Below are 19,316 nucleotides of genomic sequence, written 5' to 3'. Positions count from 1 at the left end.
GCCAAAGTTCTGTTGCTCAAACATACATTCTCTTGATATATTTGTAATTCAGAGATTTTTGCAAAAGATAAAGGAGAAGCGGGGAAATGACAGGAAAAACACACATCATGGGAGGCATCGCTTCTTGTACCGCAGCGGCTTATTATTATGGATTTGACCCAGTACTCATGGCGGCGTCCGGCGCGGTTGGCGCATTAATTCCCGACATCTGCCACACGCAAAGTAAAATCGGAAGAAGATTTCCTATCTTATCGAAAATTGTCAGTTCCGTATTTGGCCACCGCACCTTTACACACAGCCTGCTGTTTCTGCTCATCATGTTTTTTATCACAGCCACATATATTCCAGATAAAAACATATCAGCAGGGCTGATGATCGGAATGGCAAGCCACTTGGTTCTGGATGCCTGGACAGTGAATGGCATCAAATTGTTATTCCCTTCAACCATTCGCATACGGCTGCCGTTGTATATGAAGACAGGCAGTTTTTCCGAACAGCTTGTGTTGGCCGGTCTGACAATAGCGTCATGCTATTATTTTTATATGCTGTTCCATGGGCGTATGTTTTAAACACGAGTGCTGAAGCTTGTCTAAGAAGACTGTTTTTAGTAGGTTTTACATAAGAAGCATCTTCATGGCAGATGTTCAAGAAAACGTGAGGAGTTATAAATTGATGAAAGGAACCTTTTTTCACAATCAGCGTTTTTTAAGTTTATCCATCTTATTCATGTGGATCAAAACTTATGTGATCTATAAACTGGGTTTTGATTTGCAGATCGACTCTCTATTGCAGGAGCTGATTCTGCTGATCAATCCGCTTAGCTTCATACTCCCTCTATTTGGGATTGGACTGCTTTTAAAAGGCAGCAAGCAGCGCATCTTTTTGCTGATTGCCAATTTGGTTCTGACTGCCATTTTGATCTCCAACACGATTTTTTACGGCTTTTATATCGATTTTATTACCATCCCGGTTTTGTTTCAGGCAAGCAACATGAGCGATATGGGCAGCAGTGTAAAAGAGCTGTTCAATCCTTTGTTCATCGCTCTGTTTGCGGATTTGGCTTTTCTTCTTCTGCTCTCCAGAAAAGAAAAGAGACCGGGGTCAAAAGCGAACCCCCGTACGGTCAAACGGTACTATGCCGCTTCCTGCGGGATTCTTATATGTACGCTGGGGCTTGCAGAAATTGAACAGCCGAAGCTATTGGCACATTCCTTCGACCGGGAAGTGCTCGTCAAAAGCATTGGCCTGTTTCAGTTCCACATCTACGATACCATTTCTCAGACTGTCAATATGAGTGCGAAGGCATTTGCCGATGAAGACAGCCTCTCTACAATCAAAAACTACACTGAGGCTGACTACAGCAAGCCGGATCAAAGCAAGTTCGGACTGGCAAAGGGACGGAATGTGATTTTTGTGACGCTTGAATCGACTCAAAGCTTTGTTCTGAATGAAAAGGTAAACGGAAAAGAAATTACCCCGTTTATGAATGACCTGATGAAAAAGAGCTATTCCTTTGATCATTTTTATCAGCAAACAGAGCAAGGCAAAACGTCTGATTCGGAATTTATCGTCGCTAACTCTCTATATCCTTCCCTAAGCGGCGCCGTCTTTTTTACGAAAAGTGACCATCAATTTCATACGATGTACAAATCACTCAAGCAGAATGATTATTATTCAGCCGTCTTTCACGCCAATCATAAAACATTTTGGAACAGAGATGTGATGTATGAAACGTTTGGGATTGACCGCTTTTTTGATGTCGATGAGTTCCATGTGACTCCTGAAACCTCAACAAGCTGGGGATTAAAGGATAAGGAATTTCTGGAACAGTCAGCTGCTAAACTGAAAAACCTGCCGCAGCCGTTCTACAGCAATTTCATCACATTGACGAACCATTTTCCGTTTGAAATTGATGAAAAGGATCAGCTGATTGATGAATATGATTCGAGCAGCGACCTGTTAAACCGCTATGTGACGACGGTTCGCTATGAGGATGAAGCACTGAAGCATTTTATCAAAAAGCTCAAGGATGAAGGCTTATACGAAAACTCGATGATTGTCTTTATGGGAGATCATTACGGCATATCAGAAGCCCATAATAAAGCCCTGGCTGAGTTTTTAGGAAAAAGTGAAATTACGCCATATGACACCGTCCAGCTTCAGCGGGTGCCGTTTATCATTCATATTCCTGGAATCACTGATCAAAACCCGGAAACAATCTCCGATGCCGGAGGACAGGTTGACGTCAGGCCGACTCTGATGCACCTGCTCGGAATTGATACAAAAGGTGATATTCAGTTTGGCAATGATTTGCTGTCAAACAACCGAACGCCATTTGCCGTGCTGAGAAACGGCAGCTTTATCACGAACGACTATGTATATACGAAAAACACATGCTACAGCAAAAAAACAGGAGAAGTGTTAGAAAATCAAGATGCGTGCGCTCCCTATAAAGAAAAAGCAAATGAAGAGCTGTCTCTTTCTGATAAAATGTTAAACGGAGACCTTCTGCGTTTTTATGGTCAATAAAAAAATCCCTCTACGAGGGATTTTTTTCATGTTTCGTATATCACTTTACCTGTCAGCTTCGTTTCATAGCCATTAAGATGAGACAGGTTGGCCTTATATTCTTCCGATTTCAAGATGCTCTTTACAGCTTCAAGCAGCTGCTGGTGTTTTTTCAAAATGACAATGTCGTATTGTTCCTCGATGAGCGGGATAAAATCAACGCTTCCCATATGTGCCGCGTGCTGCGCCCCGATTCCCGCGTCTGCCTGCCCGCTCGAGACTTGGGAGGCAACAGCATAATGATCAGTCACAATGTCACTGTATCCCTTGACGTCTGAAGGTGTCACACCAAGCAGACCAAGCTGTTCGTCAAGCAGCACTCTTGCGCCCGATCCTTTTTCTCTGTTGATGATGCGGATGTCGGTTCGTTTCAGGTCATCCCAGCCTTGTATGTTTTTCGGATTTCCTTTTTGAACGTATAAGCCGGCTTTGCGAAGGACAACATTCATCTGACAAAACGGTTCGCCTGACAGAATGCGTTTGACATAAGGCGTATTATATTGAGCGGTTTCCGCATCGTACAGATGCAAGCTGACAATGTCGCATTTGCCTTGGTACATGTCAATGAGGCTGTTTAAGCTGCCTTTGTATTGGCGGAGCGGCGTCTCTTGAATGGCATTTTCCAAATGCTTGCTGAGCAGATCCATCGATATATCCTGTCCGCTGATGACGACATTCCGCCTGCCCTCCGGCATCGGCTCTTGTGCCTTTCTCGGCTCTTCGGGTGAAGACACAGGCTGAGACATTCTCATGTTCGCCTTATATTGCTTTAAATCTGCTTCATCGACACGCATCTGCCTTCCGACACGGTAAGCAGGGATCATGCCTTTTTTAATCAAATCATAAACGGTCAGCTTTGATACCTTCAGCAGACCAGCAACTTCTTCTATCGTATAGGAAGAGGTTTCATTCATCATCATCACTCTCCTATTTCATTATACCTTTTCGGAGAATGTAAAAAAACCCACATAACCCAAACATAATCAGTTATAATTAGACATAACTAATTATAAGGGGTGCAATCATGTTTAAGAAGTATTCCATTCTGACCGCAGTATTAACCGTTTTTCTGCTTGCAGCAGGCTGCTCTGCCAGCCAATCATCAAGTGACAATGAGAAAAAAGTGACCTTAACTGTCTCAGCAGCTGCCAGTGCCCAGGATGCACTCGAGGAAATTCAAAAGAATTACGAGAAAACCCATCACAATATTACGATCCAAGATAACTTTGGCTCATCAGGTGCCTTGCAAAAGCAAATTTCTCAAGGAGCCGGGGCCGATCTGTTCTTCTCAGCCGCTGAGGACAAATTCCAAAAGCTTGTAGATGATGGGGATATCGCTAAAAAAGACAGCACTCATTTAGTCGGAAATGAAATTGTGCTCGTTGTGCCTAAGGATGGAGATTCACCAGTCACAGGCTTTGACAATCTGACTGATTCAGAAAAAATTGCTCTCGGGACTCCAGAATCTGTACCGGCAGGAGCTTATGGAAAAGAATCACTGACAAAGCTGTCTCTATGGGACAAAGTAAAAGATAAGATCGTGTACGGAAAAGACGTTCGCCAGGTTCTTTCATATGTAGAAACAGGCAATGTAGACGCAGGTGTCGTTTATAAAACAGACGCGCTGATCTCTAAGAAAGTCAAAATCGTCGATGAGACAAAAGCTGATACACACAGCCCGATCGTTTACCCGTTAGGAATTGTAAAAGATACGAAACACCATAAGGAAGCGAAGGAATTTTACGATTACCTGCAAACAGATGAAGCGATGAAAGTGTTTGAGAAATATGGTTTTACTGCTGAATAACATCAGCACTTCAGAATTTTTCACGCCGGTTATGCTTTCCTTTCAAGTGGCGGCGGTCGCCGGAATCGCGGTGATCATTCTCGGAACTTTGGCAGGGGCATGGATGTCACGAGCATCATTTTTCGGAAAAACCATACTCGAAACGATTTTTATGCTTCCTCTCGTTCTTCCGCCCACCGTTGTCGGTTTTATTTTGATCGTCATGTTTGGAAAGCACAGCTTCATCGGACAAGCGATCGAATGGATCTTTCATCAGCCCGTGATCTTCACCTGGTGGGCTGCTGTGATTGCTTCTGCTATCGTGGCTTTTCCGCTTATGTATCAATCGGCCAAAACCGGATTTTCCGATATTGACCTCGATATAGAGGGAGCGGCAATGGTAGACGGCGCAAGCAGATGGAAGGTGTTTATCCATATCTCCATTCCGCTGGCGTATCCATCGTTGCTGACCGGAAGCATCCTCAGTCTGGCGCGGGCGCTCGGTGAATTCGGCGCCACCTTAATGTTTGCCGGGAATATCCCGGGTGTTACCCAAACGCTGCCGACAGCCATTTATGTCGCTTTGGATTCCGGCAACAACGCACTTGCATGGGCGTGGGTCGTCTGTATCATCGTCATTTCCTTTCTGATGCTGTTTTTGATTCAACTGAAAAAAACACATTAAAAAACTCCCCGTACTTAGACGGGGAGTTTTTGATTAAAACAGAAGCTCATCGGGGTTTGGACCGACACGTTCATCTTGATTTAACGCATCAATCTTGTCCATGTCTTCTTGAGACAATTCGAAATCAAAAATATCAGCGTTTTCGATAATACGGTGTTCTTTAATCGATTTTGGAATCGTTACAACTTCATGCTGAAGATCCCAGCGCAAAATCACTTGTGCTACAGATTTATTATATTTTTCAGCGATCTGTGTCAGCACTTCGTTATCAAGCAGCTGGCCCTGCATAAGCGGAGACCATGCTTCCAGCTGGATGCCTTGTTTTTTGCAGTAGTCTCTTAATTCTTTTTGCGTCAAACGAGGGTGAAATTCAACTTGGTTCACCATTGGTTTGATTTCAGCATCTTTCAAAAGCTCTTCTAAATGATGAACTTGAAAGTTGCTGACGCCGATCGCGCGGATTTTGCCGTCTTTGTACAGCTTTTCAAGCGCGCGCCATGTATCTTTATACTTATCCTTGCCAGGCCAGTGGATTAAATATAAGTCTAAATAATCAAGCTGAAGTCTTTCCAGGCTTTTTTCAAAGGCAGCAAGCGTTGTGTCGTAGCCCTGATCTTCATTCCATACTTTTGATGTAATGAAGAGCTCTTCTCTTGCAACACCGGATTCTTTAATGCCGATGCCTACACCTTCTTCATTTTTATAGACAGCCGCTGTATCAATGCTGCGGTAGCCATTTTTAATCGCAGCTTTAACCGATTCAGTCGCTTCACTTCCGTTTTCTACTTTAAAAACACCAAGACCGAACCAAGGCATTTCAACTCCGTTATGTAGCTTTACAGTATCTTTTAAACTTGTTGCCACTTGAACATCCACCCTTTCATCGAAATGTAAGCGTCTATATTATCTCACATTCCTCTCAGCAGATACCAATAATACGCTTAAGAGCCTCTTTTTGCTTCTTTTTTCATACGGACGTTTTTTATTTCATAGTAAACAATACGCATTTGCACTATTTTTTTCCTATTTTATCAATTATAAGATTATTTAGACAGTGAGCAGGGTAAGCGAATACTGTAGCCCACAAAAACATAGAGGAGGAAACAAATTGAAACGTATTCGTATCCCAATGACTCTTGCACTTGGCGCCGCTTTGACAATTGCCCCTTTGTCCCTTGCCTCTGCTGAGGAAAATCCCGCACCGAAGATCTCACAGAAAACAACAGCCGGAACAGCTGCCGCAGAAGTCGGTTTAAACGTCAACCTTGATTTGCTTGGGATTGCCAACCAAATCTCAGATGCCATTAAATCAGCCCAGAACCGGGACGGTTTTGTGAAAAATCTCATGGAATCTTCCTTCTACGCATCCGGCCAAAAATATAACGTCATGGTTTTTAACTTAAGCCAGGAGTATGAAGATCACTTAAATGGTGTGCAGTTTTACGGCTCGGCCGTTTATGACGGCATTACGTACGGCATTTGGGTATTTGAAGACGGAAGCTTCACAAACAAAGGAGACGGCGGCTGGATCAACTGGGCCTTCAGAGGCTGGTTCGACCGAAACGACAACACTGTCGAATTCCATCGCCCCTAACCTATAGAAAAAAGCTGGCGTCCGATGCCAGCTTTTTTTCTTGGAATTATTCGCCGCCTTCTAGCATTGCGGCTTCCACATCATTAATATATTGGCGAAGCTCATGAGAGATGTCCCGGGAAATTTCCCGCTCCTCAAAGAGCGTCTGAATCTCATTTCTGATCGCCTGCACAGCCTTCAGCTTCACTTCCAGCTTCTGATTTTCAAAATGGGCGTTCGATTTATGTTCGTGATGGCTGTGCTCCAATCTGAAAATTAATTGTTTATAAAACGAGATGACAGATAAAAATACTTCCTTATGTTCTTCCGGTATATGCTTTTCCAAATGTCCTATCGCAGCTTTAGCCGTTTTAACCCTAGTTGCTCTCATTAATCCCTCTTCGTTTAAAATCGACATCTCCGGCTTTTTATGTTCTCCGAAGAAAATCCAATACATCAGACGTTTCAGCCTTGTTTTTGATAAACCGACTTTAAACGGGTTGGCATACAAAATTTCCAATTCATTAAACCGTTCTTGCAGAGCATTTGCCGTTTCTTCCGGGATGTCTCCCCGCTCCAGCAGTTTCATCAGTTCTTCTTGCTCGGCTTTAATCCCTTGAGCGCGGACTTTCCGTTCATACTTTTTTATGCGGGTTGACGTTGTATATTGCTGAAAACGAAGGTTTTTCATTTTCTCATTGTATTCGGCAATGACCGCAAGAGACGCCGTTTTGTTTGTATCATTCATGTCTTCTTTAATCGTTTTGAGAGCCGTTTTAATCAGTTTGCGTCTCGCCGTCAGCAGCTTCTTATTTTTTTCTTCGTCCTCTTCTTCTTTTTCTGTCAGAAGCGGAAGCACGAAGGTGGCAATAACAAGCGTGCATAAAATGACGCCTGCGGCTAAAAAGAGAATCAGATTTCTTTCCGGAAACGGTGTGCCATCCTCCAGGAAATATGGGATGGAGAATGAACCTGCAAGCGTAACCGCTCCCCGCACACCTGAAATGGAAATTAACAATGTAGAACGAAGTCCCGGCTTATAAATAGTTTGATCTTTATTAAAGAACCACTTGCCGTTCCAGAAGAACAGCACCCACAGAAATCTAAGAAGCATTAACGTAAATGTAATGACCAGAATATAGCCGATCACTTTCATGTTGCTGATCGCTGTATCGTTAAAAATCACCGAAATGACATCCGGAATCTGTGTGCCAAGGATGACAAAGACAAGACCGTTCAAAATAAATAAAATAATGTTCCACGTACTCGATGAGACGATTTGCAGCTTCACCATCGTCGATTCGAGACGGTCCTGTTCAACCGCATGCGTAATACCGCCCGCCACAACGGCTAAAATGCCGGAAACACCGATTTCCTCCGCTGCCAAATAAATCACAAAAGGCGTCAGAATTTGAATCAGCATGTGCATCGTGACATCCTGCATGCCAAGGCGGCGCAGGAATAGACGAAAGCGGATAATCAAGAACGAAATGACAACCCCGCACAAAAGGCCGCCAACAGAAATAAACACAAAGCTGACAGCTGCTTGCGCCAGTGAAAATGCCCCGGTAACCGCTGCGGCAATCGCAAATTTAAAGGCGACCAGACCTGATGCATCATTCATCAGCCCTTCCCCTTCAAGCAGGCGCAGAATTCCTTTCGGCATCTTCACCCTTCCTGATAATGCGCTGACAGCGACAACATCAGTCGGTGAAAGAATGGCTGCCAGCCCAAAGGCCGCTGCCAGCGGAATATCAGGAATCATCCAGTGGATCGTGTATCCTCCTACAATCACAGTCGCAAATACAAGGCCAAGTGCAAGCAATAAAATGGGAGCTCTTAAATTCCAAAGCTCAGCCCGAGGCGTCCTCTTTCCATCATTAAATAGAAGAGGCGCAATAAACAAGACGAAAAACAATTCCGTGTTTAATTCAAAATGAAGCCCCTGTGGAAATGAGGCGGCAATAATCCCAAGCGCCACCTGAATCAGAGGCACTGGAATAAACGGGATAAACCGATTGACAATGTTAGAAATCGCAATAATAGCCAGTAAAACAAGGACGACTAAAAATATGTCCAAATGCATAACCTCCTTAATCTGCTGCGTATCTGCATGATGAGTTGATCAATATTTGTCCGAAGAGGCTGAGGCTTGCAAAAGATAAAGGATGGCCTTACATCCAATACTGGATTCCGCAGGAGTCTCCTCCACACTAGTCTTCTTTTATAGTACCCTTTTTAGGGTATTTTTTCTCATGATATGCTCATGGTGAACTTTTTTGCCGCAAAGCAAAATCAAAAAGAGACAGGGCAATCCCCCTGTCTCTCATCTCAATTATGAAAATTCATCCCGTCAGTTGTCGCTTTAATGATACCGGCGCGAATGACGAAATCACCGAAGTGCTCACCTTCCTCGCGTTCTTTCGCATAGCGGGAAAGCAGGACGCGCAGCTCGTTCAAAATGTCTTCTTCTCCGATATTTTCGCGGTACATTTTGCTTAAGCGGCTGCCGTCAAACGCAGCGCCTAGATACATATTATATTTGCCAGGCGCCTTTCCGATAAATCCGATCTCTCCGAGCGCATGGCGGGCGCAGCCGTTCGGGCAGCCTGTCATGCGAATGGTAATTTCCTCATCACGAAGACCGTTTTCGTCAATAATCTCATCCACTTTATCTAAAAGGGACGGCAAATAACGTTCTGCTTCAGCCATCGCCAATCCGCAGGTCGGAAGAGCAACACACGCCATAGAGCTGCGGCGCAGCGCTGTATAATGCTTTCCGTCAGTTAACCCGTATTGATCGATTAATGCGTTGATTTCATCCTTTTTCTCGCTTGGAACATTACCGATAATCAAGTTCTGATTGGCTGTCAGACGGAAATCGCCTGTATGAACTTTAGCAATTTCACGCAAGCCTGTCATCAGCTTATAATCTTCGTAATCCGTCACACGGCCGCCTTCGACAAACAGCGTAAAATGCCATTTATCCTCAATGCCTTCCACCCATCCGTAGCGGTCGCCGTTATGATCAAAATGGTACGGCTTCGCTTCTTCCAGGCTCCAGCCGAGACGGTTTTCCAATTCCTCTTTCACTGTTTCCAAACCGAGGCGGTCAACTGTGTATTTGAAACGGGCATTTTTACGGACGGAACGGTTTCCGTAGTCACGCTGAATCGTAATTGTTTTTTCAGCAACGTCATACATTTGTTCAGGGCGGCAGAATCCAATTACCTTGGCTAACTGCGGATATGTCGCTTTGTCGCCGTGCGTCATTCCCATACCGCCGCCGATTGCCACGTTAAAACCGATGAGCTTGCCATCTTCCACAATCGCAATGAATCCGAGATCCTGCGAAAAGACGTCAATGTCATTTGACGGCGGAACCGCAATACCGATTTTGAATTTCCGCGGCAGGTAAAGCGGCCCGTACATCGGCTCGACTTCTTCTGCGTCAGGCGTGCCGGCCACTCTTTCCTCATCAAGCCAAATTTCATGATACGCTCTTGTTCGGGGCAGGAGATCATCACTTAATTTTTTGGACCATTCGTATACTTCAGAATGGATTTCAGACTGGTAAGGATTCGATGCGCACATCACATTCCGGTTTACGTCCCCGCAAGCCGCGATTGTATCCAGAAGAGCCGAATGGATCGTCTGAATGGTTTTTTTCATGTTCCATTTTAAAATCCCGTGCATTTGGAACGTTTCACGCGTCGTCAGCTTTAGGGTGCCGTTACCGTATTTCTGCGAAAGATCATCCATCACGAGCCATTGCTCAGGCGTCGATACGCCGCCCGGCATACGGACGCGCAGCATGAACTGATAAGCCGGTTCAAGCTTTTGTTTTTGGCGTTCATTGCGGAGATCGCGGTCATCCTGCAAATAACTGCCGTGGTGTTTCATCAGGCGGTTGTCATCATCCGGAATTCCCGCACTGATCCGATCCAGCATCACTTCTTTTAGTGTGCCGCGCAAATAATCGCTTTCTTCTTTAATGCGCTCGACGTCACTTGGAGAGCCGTCCGGTGCTTTTAAGATTTTGGTCACCATGTTGAAAAACTCCTTTCAGGTCAAATCAGTATACATCACGCTGATAACGTTTTTGCTGCTGCATATCGGCAAGATAAACTTCCGCTTCTTCACGGGTCATATTGCCTTCTTTTTCTATAATTTCCAAGAGTGTGTTATGGACATCGTGTGCCATGTGCTTTTCATCTCCGCAAATGTAAACAGCCGCTCCTTCTTGAAGCCATTCAAACAGTTCTGCGCTCTGCTCAAGCATGCGGTGCTGCACATACACTTTTTCTTCCGTATCGCGTGAGAACGCTACGTCCATTTTTGTCAGCACGCCGTCTTTCAGCCAATTCTGCCACTCTGTCTGATATAGGAAATCTGTGACAAAATGCTGATCACCGAAGAACATCCATGCTTTTCCTTCAGCTCCCGTCTCCTCGCGCTCCTGCATAAAGGAACGGAACGGCGCAACGCCTGTCCCAGGGCCGACCATGATAATCGGTGTTTCAGGATCCTTCGGAAGCTTGAAGTTCTGATTATGCTGGACATAAACCGGCAGTGTGTCTCCCGGCTGCAGACGCTCCGCACATAAAATTGAGCAGACGCCTTTTCGTTCGCGGCCATGCGCGTCGTACCGAACTGCACCAATCGTTAAATGCACTTCATCCGGGTTTGCGGATAAGCTGCTCGCAATTGAATAGAGGCGGGCCGGCATTTTTCGAAGAATGGATACAAACTCCTGCGCCGTTACACTAAACGGCCCATAATCCCGGATCAGATCAAGCAAATCGCGCCCTTCAATATACGCTTTCACTTTACCCTCATTTCCCGGTGCTAAAAGCTCTCTAAGCTCCTCGCTTCCCGTCAAATGAGCAGCCTGTTCAAGAAGCGGCTTTGTGAGAACAGTAATTTCATAATGAGAAATCAGCGCTTCTTTCAGCGGGCGGACATCGCCTTGCTTATTCAGCGTCACAATTTCTTCGGGGTCCCAATTCATTTCCTGAAGCAGCAAATCGACAAGTACCGGATCATTTTCCGGATAGACGCCGAGGCTGTCACCAGGTTCATACGTAAGGCCTGATCCTTCAAGAGACAACTCTACATGGCGTGTTTCTTTATTTGATCCGCGGCCGTTTAAATTTAAATTTTCTAACACTTCCGCCCGGAAAGGATTTGTTCTTGAATACGCAGATTCACCAGTTTGAGGCGCTGCGGCCGGCGCAGGAGCGGCGCTTCCGCCCTCGGCTTCACTTAAGCCCTCAAATACGCTTTCCAGCCATTCAGCAGCCGGCTCATCATAATCCAAATCACAGTCAATGCGCGGAGAAATTCGTTTCCCGCCAAGCTCTTCTAAGCGCTGATCAAATTCTTTTCCTGTCTGACAGAAGAATTCGTATGAACTGTCACCAAGCGCTAAAACAGAAAAGCGAAGATCATCAAGCTTAGGCGCCCGTCTTCCGTGCAAAAATTCGTGAAACGACAGCGCGTTATCAGGCGGCTCACCTTCGCCATGCGTACTGACGACAATCAGAAGATTGTTAATTTTCTTGAGCTGGTTCGGCTTAAAGTCGCTCATGGATGAAACGGTGACTTGAAAGCCTCGCTCCTCAAGCTGCTTGCCGGCGTTCTCTGCAAGCCCTTGTGCGTTTCCCGTCTGTGAACCGTAAAGGACGGTGACTTCTTTTGAAATGGCCGGTGCCGTTACACCCGCAGACACAGCAGCCGGCGCCCCCGATGTTTCCAGGACGGAAACAGATTGCGCTGATAAATAGCCGCTCAGCCAGATTTTCTGAGATTCTGTCAAGGTTGGCAGAAGGCGGTTAAGGAGCTCTGCCTGCTCCTGATTAAACGGACTGTTCATTACCTGAAGTTGCAACGTATCCACCTCACAAAATTGTATAAACTGATCGAAATAGTATCTAATTGAACTTTACCGGAAGACACACCGCAAGTAAAATATATTTACATGATGATAACGATTAAGATTATTAATGATAAAACCCCTTTGTCTCATGTAAATGAAGAAAAAGAGAAGGCATCCCTTCTCTTTCAATCAGCACTCCTATATAAATGAGGGGGCACAGCACTCACAAACGGACTTGGTTCACCGATAGAAGAAACGGTCAGCCTGTGCATGGCCCGGGTGCAGGCAGTGTACAGCAGCCTCCGGTCGTGCTCTGTTCTATATTGTTCTTCTGAGGCATCATAGACAAGTACTGCGTCAAACTCAATTCCCTTCGCTAAATAAACCGGAATAACACAGACTCCCTTTTGAAACGTTTGGTTTTCTTTATGAATCAGCCGAATATCGGTATATTCGCTTATTTGAGCGTGTGCCTGTCTTGACTGCTGCGCCGTTTTGCAAATAACAGCAATGGTTTCATGCCCTTTCTTTCTAAGTCGCCCAATTTCTCGCATAAGCTTTTGACAAAGATCCTCGCGACCCTCGCTTTTTAACACGCAGGGCATTTCCCCATCTCTGTTAAAAGGCTCAATGTCCGCTCCGTCCTGCAGCAGCGCTTTTGTCAATTCCACAATTTGTCTCGTTGATCTGTACGTTCTTTTTAAACGGACACACTCAGCCTGCTCTTTTTCAAAGCCGGCATCCATACGTGCTGCACCGTTTATCGCATGGGCGTAAATAGACTGATTGATATCACCGAGCACCGTCATGCTGGCAGACGGAAAAATACTCCTTATATACGCCATCTGGAATGGAGAATAATCTTGAGCTTCATCGATAAATAGATGTTTGATCTGCGTGTTTTTCTTTCTGCCTTCTAGCAAATCCTGCAAATATAGAAATGGAGACGCGTCCTCATAGAGCAGTTTATTTTCTCCAAATGCCGATCTTGTCAGCTCCCCTATTGCCGCAGTATCCTCTGTTTGATCTTTGCTTCCCCAGTCAGAAAACAATTGCAGATACAGCTGTTTGACATCAAGAAACGCCAGCTGCCTGACCGCCTGTTTAATTGGTTTGAAGGCCTTTTTTACAATCATGGCGGCAAGCAGCTGCTGTTCTCTCTGATGATCGTTAAATGTACTCTCACTAAACCGTTTCTTTGCCTGCAGCTTTTTGTACACTTCCAAATATTCCTCTTTGTCGAGAAGTTCGGCTTCCTGAACGACCCAATCCTTTCGCCGTTCCTTTTTCTCCAGCTTGTTAAGCTCACTCAGCAGCCAATTTGCCGTTTGTTCCATCCGGTTCGGAATGGACAGGCTTTGATCAAGCGAGTAAAAATACGCTTGGACTTGTTCCTTTGTGATCAGTTTTTGTCCGCGGAAAACGATATTTTTAAAGATCATTCCTTCAGAAGACAGCCTGCTGGCGTATTCATCAATAAATTGCTGAAAAGATAAGCCTGCCTTCCACGTGATTCCGGCAAGCCTTGATTGAAAACTGCCATCTTTTGTTTTGGTCAGGCAATATTCCAGCTGATCAAAGGGGCTTTCACATTGAAACTTGCGGCCAAGCCGATGCTCGATATATTCCTGAAACGTCGCCTGTTCCATATTTTCTTCGCCTAATTCAGGCAAAACAGAGGAGACATAGCTGTTAAACAAAAAGTTTGGGGAAAATAAAACGATTTGTCCAGCATCAATTACACCGCGGTGCCTGTATAACAAATAAGCGACACGCTGGAGCGCTGCTGACGTTTTTCCGCTGCCTGCCGCACCCTGCACAATCAGAAATTTGCTTTTTTCATTTCGGATAATCTGATTTTGTTCTCTCTGAATCGTAGACACGATGTTTTTCATTTGTGTATCAGAGTGATGGCTTAATACCTCTTGCAGCATTTCATCGCCGATCGTCATATCAGTATTAAACATCGCTTTGAGAGCGCCGTTTTTAATGATAAACTGGCGCTTCAGCACCATTTCCCCTTCTATCGTTTCGCCGGGAACCTCGTATTCAGCTTTTCCTGGGGAATAATTATAGTAAAGGCTTGATATCGGTGCTCTCCAATCATAAATCAGAAAGTGTTCCTCCTGCTCATCCATACAGGATGCTAAACCGATATAGATCTGCTCCGCCTGTTTCTCGCCGTTTTCAATAAAATCAATCCGGCCGAAATAAGGCGATGCTTTTAATTGATGAATTCGTTTGAGCTGCTGATCCATATGCCGGTGATTCCGTTCCCGATCAGACAGCAGCTCTGCCTGCTGCTTAATGCTTGCCATCGTTTCAACCGCTTCATGGACGTCATCAAAGTTAACCGTGACATCCTCCCAGAAGTTTTTTCGTAATCCGATAATATCATGCTTTAATCCGCCCGCGGACGTTTCGAGAAGCCGCTCTTTATTCTCGAGCTCCTGCAGTACATCATCTATTCTTGACTGCTCTTCTTTCCATTCCTTATCATGCTGATTCATGAACGGCACCTCCAGAAAATAGTTGACAAACGAAGAAGAAATAATGTAAAATAGAATTGGATATATATTTAATATATGATAAAAACAGGCAAATACAATTTATAATAGCACATTCACCCAACATCGTTCAAGGTTTGGGTTATTTATATGCATAAAAAAACCGATTTCAACTCGAAATCGTTTTTTTTATTTTAAGATTTCACTGTTGTACGTGCTTTTTAAGGTTGCGAATCTTCTCTTTCATCAGTATCGATTCCTTATAACATTCAATCTTCCATATGAAAATATATCTTTTTCATTTTAAAAACACACAGAGCTTTGCCGTGTTTATCAGTTCATCTCACGTGAAGAGTGACTAAACTGGCTGTTTTATCATCCATATAGCAACTAAAATCAATAGCCTTCCATCCTTGCTATCATACCTATAGACGCAGTAAAATAGTCATTTTTTATCCAATTTCGACATATTTCAACAAAATGAAGTTTCTAATTTGGGAGATTAGGACGATGTTACATTATTTCTCACGGTTTATGATATGAACATGAAGAAAGAACCAGAATAAGCTAGGAGGAAATACTCAGTGAAGGAAAAGCTATATATGATGTTGCTGGCTTTCGTCGTAGCCGTAACAAGTTTTACGGCTATTGACCTAGTAAACAACAAAGCAGAAGCTAAAGATTGGGTTAAAAAAGGTCAAATATGGAGTACTCATTACCATTCGGGCTCATTTAAAAACTATACTTACTCGCCAACTTTTCATATTTATTATCCAGGGCAAGGAACTTGGGCCAACATTACGGCAAACGGATCAGGCAGCGGGAAAATTACAGCAACTCTGCAACAAAAGACAAATAAAGGCTGGAAAAATGTGAAAACTTTTTATGCAAAGAAAAAAGGCTCTACAAATTTAAGTTACAAACAAGCTTCTAAAAGCTACAAAACAAATTACAGATTCAAATTCACTAACACAGGAACTAAAAAGACCATCAGCTATACATTTTGGGCTACTTATTAATTTCAAACAACTTTGCTCTGCGCGGTCAGCATTTGAAAAGACTTTGATCCAGCTGGCTGCAATAAAAAAACCTCTCCGACATGGATGAGGTTTCTTTTATTTACTGGCTATCTAAGCGAAAATAACGGTTTGGCAGCTTCCAATTAAACATATAAGAACAAACGCGGCATACGACAAGCACAAAAAACAGCGCGTATAAACCGATCGAGTTTCCGGTCCAGCCCAAGCCGACGATTAAACCGCCGAGCGCCGCCCATACCGCATAGATTTCCGCTTTCAGCACGAGCGGCTTGCGCCCGGCAAGCAGGTCTCGGATGATTCCTCCGCCGCTTCCCGTCAGCACCGCAGCCACGATAACGGCACTAAGCGGATGCCCCATTTTGACGGCGTACAGGGCGCCTTGAATAGCGAAAGCTGCAAGACCGATCGCATCCGATAAATTTCCCCATTTGTTCCAATGCTTCAGCAGCAGCTTCGGAAACAAAAAAACGATCGTGATGGATATCAGAGCGATTTGAAAGTACGCACCCTGCTCCCACAATGCTGACACCGGAACACCGATCAGCAAATTGCGGATCGCTCCTCCTCCAAAAGCTGTGACAATCCCTAATATATAAACACCTAAAATATCATATTCTTCTTCCATTGCAACAATTGCGCCGCTGACCGCAAACGCAATGATGCCGATCACACTGAGCAGCTCCCAAGCCATTCTGATGACTCCCTTTATATTTGTTAAATTTTCTGACGACCTCTAGATTTTATAACCGCTTCAGCTTAAAATCAATAACATTTTTATGATAAAAAAAGATAAATGTAGAGGGAAAACAGTAAACGCCGATCAGCATGAGTCTGCCGCTGGCAGTGCCTATCATTTGTACCGTAAAAAAAGCGCCCCTCATTCGGGACTGACCCCATAAGATGAGACAAATAAAAAACACCTTCAAGTTTGAAAACGGATAGTTGTTATCCGAAATAAGACTTGGAGGTGTTTTTTGTATGGGAACAAGAATGAGTTATCCGATTGAAGTCAAACAGAAGGCTGTAGAAATGAGATTGGCAGGCGTGCCTATGAAAGAGATCATGCAGGAATTGAATATCAGGAATAAGACGCAGGTTCAGACATGGGTTAGATGGCATAAAGCTGGGGATACACATCGATTTGAACAGCCTGTTGGTAAGCAATACACTTACGGAAAAGGTCCGGAGTATTCTTCCGAATTAGAGAAACTGCAGGCAGAGAACCGTTATCTGAGACAACAAAATGAAGTTTTAAAAAAGTACAACGAATTGGAAAGGAAGTTGATAGCCAAACGTCAGTCGAACTTGTAGAAGTATTGCACGGCACAATGACCGTACAGAATATCTGTGTTCATTTAGGTATCTCACGAGCGTCTTATTATCGTTGGAAGAAGAACCTGATGAAAGATCATCCCAAGCGCCATTTGGAAAAACAAATCGGCACGTTGTGCCGAGAGCACAAGTATCGATATGGATATCGAAAAATTACAGCTATATTAAAAAAGGAAATGCGTATTAACCATAAAACGGTTCAGCGTATCATGCAGAAAAATCAGTGGCAGTGCCGGGTTAAGGTGAAAAAGCGCAAGAAGAATGGGCAGCCATATGCCGTGGTTGATAATATATTAGATCGGAACTTTCAGTCCGATCATCCTCTTGAAAAACTAGTAACGGATATCACGTATTTGCCTTATGGACAGAAACAATTGTATCTTTCCAGTATATTGGATGTATACAATGGAGAAGTAATTGCTTTCACGATTGGAGATAAGCAGGACACAGACTTTGTCTTAAACACACTTGATCAGCTGCCAACACTGCCTCAGAACTGCGTGTTACATAGTGACCAAGGATCTGTGTATACATCTTATGAGTATCAGAAAGCTGTTAAAACAAAAGGCATTACCATGAGCATGTCCCGCAAAGGGACGCCCGCTGATAATGCCTCCATCGAATCGTTTCATTCCTCACTAAAGTCTGAAACGTTCTATCTTAACAGCATTAATCGAACCACGACCGCCATCGTAGAACGCACTGTCAAAGAATACATTTATTATTATAACAACATTCGTATTCAAACGAAACTAAACAGCCAATCACCGATAAGCTATCGGCAATTGGCTGTATAAAAGTGTTTTGATCCCTGTCTCAAAAACAGGGGTCAGTCCCTTCGCGGGCGCTTTTTTCTTATTCAGATTTTTCGCCTTTGAGGAGGCACATAAAAATGATGATCAGAATAAAAGCAATCAAGGCCAGAAACGGAATGGTCACAAAACCGAACCAGTTAATATATTGGCCCGAGCAAGGCACACCGCTTACACATGGCTTGATGCCGCTAAAGCCCGGCACTTTTTGCTCCAGATAATGCATAATCGAAATAAATGCGCCGATAATTGCCATCGGCAGCACATATTTTTTCACGCGTGTGTCACCCTGAAAGGTGGCGATTCCTAAAATCAGAACGAGCGGATACATGAGAATACGCTGGTACCAGCACAGTTCACATGGGATGAACTTTTTGATTTCACTGAAATATAGGCTGCCCAGCATGGCGATAAGAGCAACAACCCAGGAAGCATATAAAAAAACAATTCTATTTTTCATGCGCTTACTTCCCTTTCAGCTCTTTTTCTATCGTTTCTTTAATTTCTTCATAATTCGAAAAATTACTGATCACTTTATCATTAACATAAATCGTAGGCGTTGCTTTTATGTTCATTTTATGATTAAGGTCCGAATCCTTTTCCACTGCAGATGCAAATGTTTCCTTATCAAGATTGTCCTTCAGCGTATCAGGGTTTACCTTTGTCGTGCTTTTTGCGATATCACCGAGAACCGCCGGCGTTACCCATTCCTGTTCTGTGTCCGGCTGCTTGTCAAACAGCTTTTCATGAAATGCCCAGAAAGAATCAGGATCTTCTTTCCATACTTCCTCTGAGGCAAGAGCCGCTAACGTTGAGCCTTTTCCATGGAACATGACGTTCACGAAAGAAAATTTCACATCGCCCTTGTCAATAAAGTCTTTTTGGATTTTAGGGAAGATGTCGCTGTTAAACATCTTGCAAGACGGACATTTATAATCTCCGAATTCCACTACCGTTACCGGTGCATCATTTTTGCCAAGCACAGGCTGGCCTTTGATAGACGGCTGTCCTGACACTGCTTCGTTGCCTTGCTCCGTTTTGTTATTAATGATGACAATTGCTGCTAACAAGACAACAACGACAACCGTAAGGATGACCGCGAATTTCGCAGAAGACTGCTGTTTCTTTTTCACTC

At 44.1% G+C, this 19,316-nt stretch carries 16 protein-coding genes; 7 read left to right on the top strand and 9 right to left on the bottom strand.

Annotated features, from left to right (window positions below; all coding sequences use genetic code 11):
• Nucleotides 1–86 precede the first annotated feature (86 nt).
• Together DIC78_RS14440 and DIC78_RS14435 are read left to right on the top strand one after the other, a co-directional pair.
• Nucleotides 87–569, top strand: coding sequence for a metal-dependent hydrolase (locus tag DIC78_RS14440; protein WP_024122827.1), 483 nt, complete (start codon nt 87–89; stop codon nt 567–569).
• Between the two features lie 103 nt (nt 570–672).
• Nucleotides 673–2,529 (top strand): LTA synthase family protein, encoded by a 1,857-nt coding sequence (locus DIC78_RS14435; RefSeq protein ID WP_127696481.1) that lies wholly within the window; start codon nt 673–675, stop codon nt 2,527–2,529.
• A 26-nt stretch (nt 2,530–2,555) separates the two neighbouring features.
• On the opposite strand, the gene DIC78_RS14430 is transcribed toward DIC78_RS14435, so the two are convergent.
• Nucleotides 2,556–3,482: a substrate-binding domain-containing protein gene (locus DIC78_RS14430; RefSeq protein ID WP_106019933.1), complete on the bottom strand. Its 927-nt coding sequence runs from the start codon at nt 3,480–3,482 to the stop codon at nt 2,556–2,558.
• A gap of 110 nt (nt 3,483–3,592) precedes the next feature.
• Between DIC78_RS14430 and modA the strand changes: the two genes are divergently transcribed.
• Together modA and modB are read left to right on the top strand one after the other, a co-directional pair.
• Entirely contained in the window at nt 3,593–4,375 is a 783-nt protein-coding gene (gene modA, locus DIC78_RS14425; RefSeq protein WP_127696480.1) for a molybdate ABC transporter substrate-binding protein, read from the top strand.
• A complete protein-coding gene (modB, locus tag DIC78_RS14420) occupies nt 4,347–5,039 on the top strand; it encodes a molybdate ABC transporter permease subunit (protein ID WP_127696479.1) in 693 nt (230 codons plus the stop codon). The genes modA and modB overlap by 29 nt, the downstream gene beginning before the upstream one ends.
• 33 nt (nt 5,040–5,072) lie before the next feature.
• On the opposite strand, the gene pgoN is transcribed toward modB, so the two are convergent.
• A complete protein-coding gene (pgoN, locus tag DIC78_RS14415) occupies nt 5,073–5,903 on the bottom strand; it encodes a glyoxal/methylglyoxal reductase (protein WP_044159103.1) in 831 nt (276 codons plus the stop codon).
• 244 nt (nt 5,904–6,147) lie between these two features.
• On the opposite strand from pgoN, the gene yvgO reads away from it, so the two are divergent.
• Nucleotides 6,148–6,633, top strand: a complete 486-nt coding sequence (yvgO, locus tag DIC78_RS14410; protein WP_024122833.1) for a stress response protein YvgO — start codon at nt 6,148–6,150, stop codon at nt 6,631–6,633.
• 46 nt (nt 6,634–6,679) lie between these two features.
• On the opposite strand, the gene DIC78_RS14405 is transcribed toward yvgO, so the two are convergent.
• The 4 genes from DIC78_RS14405 to helD form a co-directional block, all read right to left on the bottom strand.
• Nucleotides 6,680–8,692 carry a Na+/H+ antiporter gene (locus DIC78_RS14405; protein WP_024122834.1) on the bottom strand — a complete coding sequence of 671 codons (2,013 nt, stop codon included), beginning with the start codon at nt 8,690–8,692 and terminating at the stop codon, nt 6,680–6,682.
• Nucleotides 8,693–8,943: 251 nt separating this feature from the next.
• Nucleotides 8,944–10,662 (bottom strand): assimilatory sulfite reductase (NADPH) hemoprotein subunit, encoded by a 1,719-nt coding sequence (cysI, locus tag DIC78_RS14400; RefSeq protein WP_024122835.1) that lies wholly within the window; start codon nt 10,660–10,662, stop codon nt 8,944–8,946.
• A gap of 25 nt (nt 10,663–10,687) precedes the next feature.
• The gene (locus tag DIC78_RS14395; protein WP_127696478.1) at nt 10,688–12,502 is read right to left on the bottom strand and encodes an assimilatory sulfite reductase (NADPH) flavoprotein subunit; all 1,815 of its coding nucleotides are present in this window, start codon (nt 12,500–12,502) and stop codon (nt 10,688–10,690) included.
• Between the two features lie 173 nt (nt 12,503–12,675).
• The gene (gene helD, locus DIC78_RS14390) at nt 12,676–15,000 is read right to left on the bottom strand and encodes an RNA polymerase recycling motor HelD (RefSeq protein ID WP_127696477.1); all 2,325 of its coding nucleotides are present in this window, start codon (nt 14,998–15,000) and stop codon (nt 12,676–12,678) included.
• Nucleotides 15,001–15,581: 581 nt separating this feature from the next.
• Between helD and DIC78_RS14385 the strand changes: the two genes are divergently transcribed.
• Nucleotides 15,582–16,016, top strand: coding sequence for a hypothetical protein (locus DIC78_RS14385; RefSeq protein WP_127696476.1), 435 nt, complete (start codon nt 15,582–15,584; stop codon nt 16,014–16,016).
• 100 nt (nt 16,017–16,116) lie between these two features.
• Here the strand turns inward: DIC78_RS14385 and DIC78_RS14380 are convergent, their stop codons facing one another.
• A complete protein-coding gene (locus DIC78_RS14380) occupies nt 16,117–16,728 on the bottom strand; it encodes a trimeric intracellular cation channel family protein (protein WP_044159108.1) in 612 nt (203 codons plus the stop codon).
• Nucleotides 16,729–17,015: 287 nt separating this feature from the next.
• Here DIC78_RS14380 and DIC78_RS14375 point away from each other — a divergent pair.
• Nucleotides 17,016–18,166, top strand: a protein-coding gene (locus DIC78_RS14375) for an IS3 family transposase (protein WP_127695692.1) whose coding sequence is annotated in 2 segments (ribosomal slippage) — nt 17,016–17,289 and nt 17,289–18,166 — 1,152 coding nt in all. Because the reading frame shifts where the segments join, the coding sequence is not laid out codon by codon here.
• Between the two features lie 58 nt (nt 18,167–18,224).
• Here DIC78_RS14375 and DIC78_RS14370 read toward each other — a convergent pair.
• Nucleotides 18,225–18,641, bottom strand: coding sequence for a disulfide oxidoreductase (locus DIC78_RS14370; RefSeq protein WP_059292555.1), 417 nt, complete (start codon nt 18,639–18,641; stop codon nt 18,225–18,227).
• A gap of 4 nt (nt 18,642–18,645) precedes the next feature.
• A complete protein-coding gene (locus tag DIC78_RS14365) occupies nt 18,646–19,314 on the bottom strand; it encodes a disulfide bond formation protein BdbD (RefSeq protein WP_101859952.1) in 669 nt (222 codons plus the stop codon).
• Nucleotides 19,315–19,316 lie beyond the last annotated feature (2 nt).

The sequence above is a fragment of the Bacillus halotolerans genome, assembly GCF_004006435.1.
Classification (GTDB): domain Bacteria; phylum Bacillota; class Bacilli; order Bacillales; family Bacillaceae; genus Bacillus; species Bacillus halotolerans.
The sequence above is the reverse complement of the archived record's forward strand: the minus strand, read 5'-3'. Positions and strand labels throughout refer to the sequence as shown.

Excerpts from the sequence above, each read along its gene's own strand:
- DIC78_RS14440 (WP_024122827.1), top strand. The coding sequence starts at position 87 with ATGACAGGAAAAACACACATCATGGGAGGCATCGCTTCTTGTACCGCA.
- DIC78_RS14435 (WP_127696481.1), top strand. The coding sequence starts at position 673 with ATGAAAGGAACCTTTTTTCACAATCAGCGTTTTTTAAGTTTATCCATC.
- DIC78_RS14430 (WP_106019933.1), bottom strand. The coding sequence starts at position 3,482 with ATGAATGAAACCTCTTCCTATACGATAGAAGAAGTTGCTGGTCTGCTG.
- modA (WP_127696480.1), top strand. The coding sequence starts at position 3,593 with ATGTTTAAGAAGTATTCCATTCTGACCGCAGTATTAACCGTTTTTCTG.
- cysI (WP_024122835.1), bottom strand. The coding sequence starts at position 10,662 with ATGGTGACCAAAATCTTAAAAGCACCGGACGGCTCTCCAAGTGACGTC.
- helD (WP_127696477.1), bottom strand. The coding sequence starts at position 15,000 with ATGAATCAGCATGATAAGGAATGGAAAGAAGAGCAGTCAAGAATAGAT.
- DIC78_RS14380 (WP_044159108.1), bottom strand. The coding sequence starts at position 16,728 with ATGGCTTGGGAGCTGCTCAGTGTGATCGGCATCATTGCGTTTGCGGTC.
- DIC78_RS14370 (WP_059292555.1), bottom strand. The coding sequence starts at position 18,641 with ATGAAAAATAGAATTGTTTTTTTATATGCTTCCTGGGTTGTTGCTCTT.